This window comes from Paraburkholderia dioscoreae, assembly GCF_902459535.1.
Classification (GTDB): Bacteria; Pseudomonadota; Gammaproteobacteria; order Burkholderiales; family Burkholderiaceae; genus Paraburkholderia; species Paraburkholderia dioscoreae.
Window position 1 is genome coordinate 4,471,781 of record NZ_LR699553.1, and the last position, 8,217, is coordinate 4,479,997.

Annotated in this window: 9 protein-coding genes; 3 read left to right on the top strand and 6 right to left on the bottom strand. The window is 62.0% G+C overall.

What is annotated here, in order from left to right; all coding sequences use genetic code 11:
• Nucleotides 1-70: 70 nt before the first annotated feature.
• Nucleotides 71-1,270 (bottom strand): tyrosine-type recombinase/integrase, encoded by a 1,200-nt coding sequence (locus PDMSB3_RS20265; protein ID WP_165187289.1) that lies wholly within the window; start codon nucleotides 1,268-1,270, stop codon nucleotides 71-73.
• A 173-nt stretch (nucleotides 1,271-1,443) separates the two neighbouring features.
• Nucleotides 1,444-2,838 carry a tRNA uridine-5-carboxymethylaminomethyl(34) synthesis GTPase MnmE gene (mnmE, locus tag PDMSB3_RS20270; RefSeq protein WP_007180111.1) on the bottom strand — a complete coding sequence of 465 codons (1,395 nt, stop codon included), beginning with the start codon at nucleotides 2,836-2,838 and terminating at the stop codon, nucleotides 1,444-1,446.
• A 366-nt stretch (nucleotides 2,839-3,204) separates the two neighbouring features.
• Here mnmE and PDMSB3_RS20275 point away from each other — a divergent pair, with 366 nt between their 5' ends.
• Both PDMSB3_RS20275 and PDMSB3_RS20280 read left to right on the top strand, forming a co-directional pair.
• Nucleotides 3,205-3,621 (top strand): transcriptional regulator, encoded by a 417-nt coding sequence (locus PDMSB3_RS20275; protein ID WP_007180112.1) that lies wholly within the window; start codon nucleotides 3,205-3,207, stop codon nucleotides 3,619-3,621.
• Between the two features lie 392 nt (nucleotides 3,622-4,013).
• Nucleotides 4,014-4,421: a transcriptional regulator gene (locus tag PDMSB3_RS20280; protein ID WP_007180113.1), complete on the top strand. Its 408-nt coding sequence runs from the start codon at nucleotides 4,014-4,016 to the stop codon at nucleotides 4,419-4,421.
• A 149-nt stretch (nucleotides 4,422-4,570) separates the two neighbouring features.
• On the opposite strand, the gene yidC is transcribed toward PDMSB3_RS20280, so the two are convergent.
• The 4 genes from yidC to rpmH form a co-directional block, all read right to left on the bottom strand.
• Nucleotides 4,571-6,229 (bottom strand): membrane protein insertase YidC, encoded by a 1,659-nt coding sequence (gene yidC / locus PDMSB3_RS20285; RefSeq protein WP_007180114.1) that lies wholly within the window; start codon nucleotides 6,227-6,229, stop codon nucleotides 4,571-4,573.
• A gap of 30 nt (nucleotides 6,230-6,259) precedes the next feature.
• On the bottom strand, nucleotides 6,260-6,490 hold the full coding sequence (yidD, locus tag PDMSB3_RS20290; protein WP_007180115.1) for a membrane protein insertion efficiency factor YidD: 231 nt from the start codon (nucleotides 6,488-6,490) through the stop codon (nucleotides 6,260-6,262).
• Between the two features lie 106 nt (nucleotides 6,491-6,596).
• Entirely contained in the window at nucleotides 6,597-7,082 is a 486-nt protein-coding gene (locus PDMSB3_RS20295) for a ribonuclease P protein component (protein ID WP_007180116.1), read from the bottom strand.
• A gap of 23 nt (nucleotides 7,083-7,105) precedes the next feature.
• Nucleotides 7,106-7,240 carry a 50S ribosomal protein L34 gene (rpmH, locus tag PDMSB3_RS20300; protein ID WP_004198824.1) on the bottom strand — a complete coding sequence of 45 codons (135 nt, stop codon included), beginning with the start codon at nucleotides 7,238-7,240 and terminating at the stop codon, nucleotides 7,106-7,108.
• 392 nt (nucleotides 7,241-7,632) lie between these two features.
• Between rpmH and PDMSB3_RS20305 the strand changes: the two genes are divergently transcribed.
• Nucleotides 7,633-8,217: DnaA N-terminal domain-containing protein (locus PDMSB3_RS20305; RefSeq protein ID WP_327197024.1), on the top strand; the 585-nt coding region annotated here is incomplete at its 3' end.

Below are 8,217 nucleotides of genomic sequence, written 5' to 3' on the forward strand. Positions count from 1 at the left end.
TGTACCAAAAAATCGTGTCGGTGCAACGGCTGGCGGAATAGAGCGACGCAAGCCCCTCGGCGCTAGCGGGTCACGCGCTGCGCGTGCCCTTGATCTGCGCGTCGACGAAGTCCGCCCAAAGCTGCATGATTCGACGCTGATCCACGGCCTTTTCCGCATTCGAGCGTTGCGTGCCACGCTCGGGCACTTCTTCGGCACTGCGGTCGGGCGCGTCTGCGTGCGCCGTCATCTCGCGCAAGTGCGTCGTCGCGGTACGCCGGAAGTCGTGCAGAACGAAATGCTCCACGTCGAGACCGAGCGCCTTGACGGCCTGGTTCAACGTACTCCTGGCGATGGGCCGATCGTCGCCCCGAACGCTCGGGAATACGAAGTTTCGGCTGGCCTTGGTCTCGTGAAGCTCGCGCAGCATGGAAACCGCCTGAAGCGAAAGAGGTACGCGCTGATCGCGGTCTTTCTTCAGGCGCGCGGCGGGTATTGTCCACCACGCTTTGTCCAGATCGAATTCGGCCCACGTCGATTCGACCAGGTCCGATTTCCGCACCATCGTCAACACCAGCAGATGCAGCGCCAATTTCAGGGGCCGGCGAATGCTCGACGCGTCGATCGACCGGAACATGGCGCCGATTTCCTCGCCCGAGAGCACGCGGGTGCGGCTGTCGAAAGTGGCGATGGAGCGCGCCGGAACAACCTCGGCCGGATTGCCGGCGGCGAGTTGCCGGGCAATCAGGTACTCATAGAGACGCTTGACCACGTTACGCGTGTGCAGCGCCATTTTCGGCGAACCGCGGCTTTTGATTCTGTCGCATATCGCCACGATATCGGCGGCGGTAACGGCTTTAACTGACATGTGGCCGATGGCGGGCAACACGTCCTTGTCGAGCGCGCGCCGCGTGGTGCGGCGATATTCCTCCGACTTGCCCGCCATTTCCGTCGCGAGATAGAGCTCGGCGGCTTCGCGCAGGACATCGGCTTTGCTTTCCGCGCCGCGATCGCGCCGTGCCGTGGCGACCGGCGAAATGCCTTGCGCGACCATCTCCGCATACTTTTGCGCCTTGGCCCGCGCGACGCGTAGAGAAATCATCCGGTAGTCGCCAATGGTGGCGAGCGGCTGGCGCTTGCCGTTCAGCGAATAGCGGAAACGCCAGACCTTGGTGCCGGTCGTCATGACTTCGATGACGAGGCCGTTGCCGTCGGCGACGCAATAACGGGTGGCGCGCGGTTCGAGCGCGCGGATCTGGGCTTCGGTGAGGGGGACGGCTAGTCGGGGCATGCTCGGATCGTCGAAACGCGGACAGCGGCGATTTTAAACCTATGCCGGCTGTGTACCAAAGATTTCGCGGGTTTTGGGTTAACGAAACGAGAATTTATGTGTGCGAGCGTGTTTGTCGAATCTCGTAGTAAAGCCGGAAATATAAGCCTCCTGACGTAGAAGCCGATCCTCGCTCACTTGCCGATACAGAACCTACTAAAAATCACCCCGAGCAGGTCATCCGAACTGAATTCGCCCGTGATGGAATTCAGCTGGTCCTGCGCGAGCCGCAGTTCTTCAGCGAACAGATCCAGCGCCTGCGAGTTCTGATCGGCGTGCGCGGCCGCGGTAGCCAGATGTTCTTCGGCGGCGCGCAGTGCGATCAGATGCCGCTCGCGCGCCAGGTACACGCTTTCCGCGCCCGCTTGCCAGCCGGCGATCCGCAACAACTCTTCGCGCAACAGCGCTACGCCGTCGCCCTGTTTCGCGGAGAGCCGCACTTCGCTCAGATCCGGGTCTGCGTCGAGTGCTCGCGTTGCCGGCGCAAGGCCGGTCAGGTCCGTCTTGTTTAGCACGCGCACCACCGGCACGCCGGCCGGAAAGCGTCCGGCGATGGCCTCGTCTTCGACAGTCATGCCGGTGCGAGCATCGAGCAGATGCAGCACGACATCTGCGCGTTCGATCTCGTTCCAGGTGCGCGCAATACCGATTTTCTCGACTTCGTCCTCGGTATCGCGCAGGCCGGCGGTATCGATCACGTGCAGGGGAATACCTTCGATCTGAATCGTCTGCGCGACCTTGTCCCGCGTCGTGCCGGCAATCGGCGTGACGATTGCCAGCTCCGCGCCCGCCAGCGCGTTCAGCAGCGACGATTTGCCGACGTTCGGCTGTCCGGCCAGCACCACCGAAAGACCCTCGCGCAACAACGCGCCTTGCCGCGCTTCGCTCAGCACGTGCGCGAGGCGCTCGCGAATCCGCGCCAGCTTGCCGCGGGCGTCGGCGGCTTCGAGGAAGTCGATCTCTTCCTCGGGAAAGTCGAGCGTCGCTTCGACGAGCATGCGCAGCGTGATCACGTCTTCGACCAGCGCGTGAATGTCGCGCGAAAACGCGCCGTCGAGCGAGCGGCCCGCCGAGCGCGCGGCAGCCTCGGTGCTGGCCTCGATCAGATCGGCGACCGCTTCGGCTTGCGTCAGATCCAGCTTGTCGTTGAGGAAAGCACGGCGCGTGAATTCGCCCGGTTCGGCCAGACGCAGGCCGAACGCGCGGCCGGCGTCGATGCAACGCTGCAGCACGAGTTGCAGCACCACCGGACCGCCGTGGCCTTGCAGTTCGAGCACGTGTTCGCCGGTGTAGGAATGCGGCGCCGGGAAGTACAGCGCGATGCCACGGTCGAGCGCGCTGCCGTTGGCGTCGAGAAACGGAACGTAGCTGGCGTGACGGGCGGCGAGTGTCTGACCGGTGAGCGCTTGCATGAGCGGTTGGGCCGCCGCCTCGCCCGCTCTCCCGAACGAAATCCTCACCACGCCGATACCTCCCCGGCCGGGCGCGGTGGCAATGGCGACGATCGGATCGGAATCGGTGGTGAGCATGGAAGCGTGGCAAAAAACGGAGAGAAGGGCAGGGGGCTGGCGGTCAACGCGGCGCGAGGCATTGTAACGCGGCAGTGTGTGAAGGCTGACCGGCGGCGCGGCGGAGCGGCCGCTTTGACAACTCGGAGCCGATTTCGGAGTTATCTCACAAAAGCTAAATTGTGCTGCTGTTTTTTGAGAATAACCAAGACTGCACGAGATGACTAAGTGCCCATCAGACAGCAAAAAAGCGAAAAAACGCACAATTTTTAAAATCGTGGCGCATCACGGCTGGCGCTGGTCAAAGCTAAAAAATATATTAATTCCGATACTTGCTAGCTTGGTTGGTTGAGAACCACTGGCTTGGGCGCTTGCACAATCCGATGCATGACGACCAAACAATTGAAAGCCGCGTTTGCCGAACGACTCAGCCGCTCGATGAAGCGGCGCAATATTTCCAACGGGGCCGAGCTCTGTAGAAAATTCAATCTCCTCCACACTGGCGCAGACGTGACGGATCAGGCCATATACAAATGGCTCGACGGAACGACAATGCCACGTCCAGCCAACCTGCGCACGTTAGCCAAATTGCTGGACGTGGACAAGCATTGGCTGGCTTACGGACTGTCGCAGAGTACGAAGGCAAAGCCGCTCGCGCCCGGCGAGACCTATCCGCTTTCGGCCGAGACGATCGAGTGGGTGCCGAAAAAGGGTGCGCTGATATTGACGATAAACCTGGAGGACCGCGCCGGGTTCCAGGAGGTGACCGTCCGCGTTGCCAGCCAGAATGGCGAAGAAAGTTAGCGAGGGTGCGGCTTGCGGGCCTTTCCTTTGATCGCCAATGCTTTCGGCGCTCAACGGCTTGGTACCCACCGGCCTCGGTACTGCCGGATCGGGTCTGCCTAATATCGGGACAGCTGCGCCGCCCGATAGACTGCCTGCCTGTCATTTCAACAGGCAAGTCGGATTTATCTCAAGCAAGCTAGGATTGCCACTGCTTGTCCTGCGTAAAAATAGGACGCTGCCGGACCCTACGGCTGTCACTGGCCCACCGCACAACGAAAAACAACAAAAAATGACAACTTTGGCAGGCGCTTTGTTCGGCGGTGCCTGCAAGCTAAACGTATCTCAAATAGGCTATAAGTAAGCTTGGCTGGTTGTCAACTGGTTGAACGTTGAATTGCACAATCCGGCCCATGCCGACCAACAAAGAAAAAGCCGCCTTCGCCAAACGGCTGAAGGACTTGCTAGAGCCGCTGAAAATTCGCGGCGGGACCAAGCTCGCCGAGCAATTCAATCTTCGCTACCGGGGCGAGCGTGAGGTCACGCCGCAAACCGCCCACAAGTGGCTAGCTGGCACGACGATTCCAAAGCCCGACAAATTGCGTACGTTAGCCGAATGGCTGAACGTCAAGGAGCATTGGCTTCACTACGGACCGCCACCGGGCACGAACGCGAGGCCGTTGGCGCGCGGCGAGAAATATCCGCCGTCGCCGGAAACGATCGAACTCGCTTCGAAGATCCAGTCGCTGACGCCGAAAGACCGCTTCCTGGTCGAGGAGATGATCGTGCGCTTTTACGGTGAGGATGCGGAAGAAGAGTGACGATGGCGTCGCCGATGCGATGAGTTCAGCCGCGACCATGAAAAATGCCGCCCGGTTTGCACCGGGCGGCATTTTCTTGCGCTGTCGTGTCAGCCAGTGTCGGCTTGCATCGGCCTGCTTGCGGGCGTTTGCCCGCCTCTGGCAAGATGTCAGGCCGCTTTGGTTTTGGCCTGTCCCATCATTCGCGTGATGTAGTACTGCTGGGCGATCGAGAGCACGTTGTTCACCACGTAGTACAGCACCAGACCGGCCGGGAAGAAGAAGAACATGACCGAGAACGCGATCGGCATGAACATCATCATCTTGGCTTGAACCGGATCCGGCGGCGTCGGGTTCAGCTTGGTCTGCAGGAACATGGAAACGGCCATCAGCACCGGCAGGATGAAGAACGGATCCTGTTGCGACAGATCGTGAATCCACAGAATCCACGGCGCGCCGCGCATTTCCACCGACGACAGCAACACCCAGTACAGCGAAATGAACACCGGAATCTGGATCACGACCGGCAGACAGCCGCCGAACGGATTGACCTTCTCGGTCTTGTACAACTCCATCAGCGCCGAGTTCATCTTTTGCGGATCGCCCTTGAAGCGTTCGCGCAGTGCCTGCATGCGCGGCGTGATCGCCTTCATGCGCGCCATCGACTTGTAGCTCGCCGCGGACAGCGGGAAGAACACGGCCTTGATCAGCAGCGTGAGCAGCACGATCGACCAGCCCCAGTTGCCGACATAGCTGTGGATCTTCTCGAGCAGCCAGAACAGCGGCTTCGCGATGATCGTCACCCAGCCATAGTCCTTCACCAGTTCCAGACCCGGTGCGATGCCTTCGAGCATGCGCTCTTCTTCCGGACCGGCGAACAGGCGCGCGGACACGTCGACCGTTTGGCCCGGCGCGATGGTCGGCACCGGCTCCTTCACGCCGACGCGATACAACGCCGGATCGATCTTCTCGACGTATATATCGCGCTTCACGCCCTGCTGCGGAATCCAGGCCGACGCGAAGTAATGCTGGACCATCGCGATCCAGCCGTTGTCGGCGGAGGTCGCGTAATCCTGCTTGTTCTTGTCGATGTCGCCGAACGTCATCTTCTGGAAGTGATGCTGATCGGTGTAGACGGCCGGTCCGATGAAGGTGTGCGAGAAGCGCGGCGTTTCCACCGGCTGATCGTCACGCACCAGTTCCATATAGACCGACGGGCTCACCGGCGTGGCGCCGACGTTCTGGATCTTCGTGTCGACGCCGATCACATAGCTGCCGCGCGTGAACGTGTAGGTCTTGATGACCTTCAGGCCACCCTTCACCGGCGACTCGAAGCTGAGCTGGAACGATTTTTCGTCGCCCGTCAGGTCATGCGGCTGGTTCGGCAGCGGCGTGTAAATGTCGTTGTGATTCGGGAAATCGCCGCCGAGCAGGCCCGTGCGCGCCAGATACGTGTGGTTCGCGGTGCGGTCGAACAGCGTGATGACGAGATCCGGCTGCTTGCCGTCGCCCTTGTTCACGAGCGACAACTTCGACAGCGTGCCGCCGCGGGTGTCGATCTCGCCGCTATAGACGTCGGTGTTGAACTTGATCAGTTGCGATTGCGTGGCCGCCGGCGCGTTGCCCGGTGCGGCTGCGTTCGTTGCCGGCAGATCGGCGGGCTGGGTTCCCGGCGTCGTGGTTCCCGGTGCGGCGCCGCCGACGGTCTTGGTCGGCGTGGCGCTCGGGAAGAACATCGACGGGCGTCCGTGGTCGCGTTGCCAGTTGTCGAACAGCATGACCGCTGACATGAAAAAGATGACCCATAGGACGGTGCGTTTGATATCCATGCGTTGTCTCAGTGTCGATGGAACGGCGCGTCAGCGCTTTTCAGAAGTGGGAGGCGGGACGAGATCGATGCCGCCCGCGGAAAACGGGTGGCAGCGGCAAATACGCCTGGCGGCGAGATAAGTCCCGCGCGCGGCGCCATGATACTGGATTGCTTCGCGCGCGTAATCAGAGCAGGAAGGGTAAAAACGGCACCGGTTGCCGAGCATTGGGCTCACGGCAACTTTGTAGAAACGCAATAAAGCGATGAGTACCGTTTGCATGGCTGGTGCGGCCGGACGGCGCCGCGCAACGTGGAGTACCGGGCGACGCCCGCGCAGCGCGGCCGCCTGAGCGGCCTGAACTGCAAAGCGGGCGGTCACTTGAGCGTCATTCCGTCTTGGGCGCTTCCGCGGGCGGCGCCTCGCGACGGGTCACTTCGCGCGCTGCCTTGTCGAGCAACGCCTCGATTTCGCTGCGGCACAGCGCCCTCAACGGCGGCGACGAGGCGCTCGGCAAAGCCTTCTTGTCGAAGCGCGTGTGCAAACGCAGCAGCACATCCCAACCGCCGAAGTCCGCGCGACGCAGCCGGAAGGCCTCACGCGCGATTCGACGCACCAGATTACGCGTGGCCGCGCGCGGCGCGTACTTCTTGCCGATCACGAGGCCTAAGCGAGCTTCGTTGCCGGTGGGCCGGCCGTACACCACGAAGTGCGCGGTGCGGCGCCACGGGCGCAAACGAAAAACGGATGAAAATTCATCCGTTTTCAGCAGCCTTGCGGCTTTGGGGAAGGCGGCTTGCGCTCGCAACGGAACCGAGCCCAGTTGCTGCGCCTCAGCCGTTCCCGCGTTACCGCGGGCTTCACTACCCGGCATAAGCGTCGCGTGCAACGCCTGCCTTAGATGGCGAGGCGCTTGCGGCCCTTCGCGCGACGTGCGTTGATGACCTTGCGGCCACCTGCGGTCTTCATGCGAACGCGAAAGCCGTGGGTGCGCTTGCGACGGGTAACGGAAGGTTGGTAAGTACGTTTCATGTTGCTCTCACTTGATCGAAAAATAACCGCGCGATCATCGCTGAAAGCGCAATGGCCGGAGGTTTACTGAATTGGTTTTCGCGGAACCCGCTATTTAAACCGGTTTTTCGTTGACCGTCAATAGTTTAGCCTGATTCGAGCGTGCCCCGCGAGGAGTTCGGCGGGTGATCCGTCCCTGTGGATAACTCCCTTGCGGGTCCGTTTTGGCGTTAGAATCTCGCCTTACTTCCCAAAAATCCTGCACGCCGCTCCGGCTCGCTTGCCCCGCAAACCCTTGTGGCACAAGCGCCTGGAGCCATTGCGCCTGGTTAGTCTGGCTGCTCAGGGCCTTGTTGCGTGCGCGCGACAAGGGCAGCGGCAACCGCCGTGCACACCATAACGACAGCAACTCGATGAACGATTTCTGGCAACACTGTTCCGCATTGCTGGAGCGTGAGCTTACGCCCCAGCAGTACGTGACGTGGATCAAACCGTTGGCCCCGGTCGCCTTCGACGCCGCTGCGAACACGCTTAGCATCGCTGCGCCGAACCGTTTCAAGCTCGACTGGGTCAAGAGCCAGTTCTCCGGCCGCATTGCCGATATGGCCCGCGATTTCTGGCACGCCCCCGTCGACGTCCAGTTTGTACTCGACCCGAAAGCCGGCATGCGCGCCCCCGCAGCAGCCGCGCCGGCGCGTCCGGCTTCTGCGCCGGCTTCAATCGGCGGCAGCGCCGGCAATGGCGCCGCCGTGGACGCAGCCGTCGGCGCCGTGCAAGCCGCGCAGACTGCGCGCGCGAACGGCGCGAATAGCGCGATGGCCAACCTCAACGCGAATGCCCGCGCGGCGGCCGAACAGAACGCAAACGCACGCGCCGCGGCCGAAGATTCCGCCGACCTCGATCTGCCCAGCCTCGACGCGAACGAAGCCGCGGCCGCCCGCCGTACGTGGCGCCCGGGCCAGAGCGCCGGTTCGAGCGGCAACGGCGAAACCGACTCG

Coding starts and splice junctions, on each gene's coding strand:
- mnmE (WP_007180111.1), bottom strand. CDS start 2,838: ATGCTCACCACCGATTCCGATCCGATCGTCGCCATTGCCACCGCGCCC.
- PDMSB3_RS20295 (WP_007180116.1), bottom strand. CDS start 7,082: ATGCCGGGTAGTGAAGCCCGCGGTAACGCGGGAACGGCTGAGGCGCAG.
- rpmH (WP_004198824.1), bottom strand. CDS start 7,240: ATGAAACGTACTTACCAACCTTCCGTTACCCGTCGCAAGCGCACCCAC.
- PDMSB3_RS20275 (WP_007180112.1), top strand. CDS start 3,205: ATGACGACCAAACAATTGAAAGCCGCGTTTGCCGAACGACTCAGCCGC.
- PDMSB3_RS20280 (WP_007180113.1), top strand. CDS start 4,014: ATGCCGACCAACAAAGAAAAAGCCGCCTTCGCCAAACGGCTGAAGGAC.
- yidC (WP_007180114.1), bottom strand. CDS start 6,229: ATGGATATCAAACGCACCGTCCTATGGGTCATCTTTTTCATGTCAGCG.
- PDMSB3_RS20265 (WP_165187289.1), bottom strand. CDS start 1,270: ATGCCCCGACTAGCCGTCCCCCTCACCGAAGCCCAGATCCGCGCGCTC.
- yidD (WP_007180115.1), bottom strand. CDS start 6,490: ATGCAAACGGTACTCATCGCTTTATTGCGTTTCTACAAAGTTGCCGTG.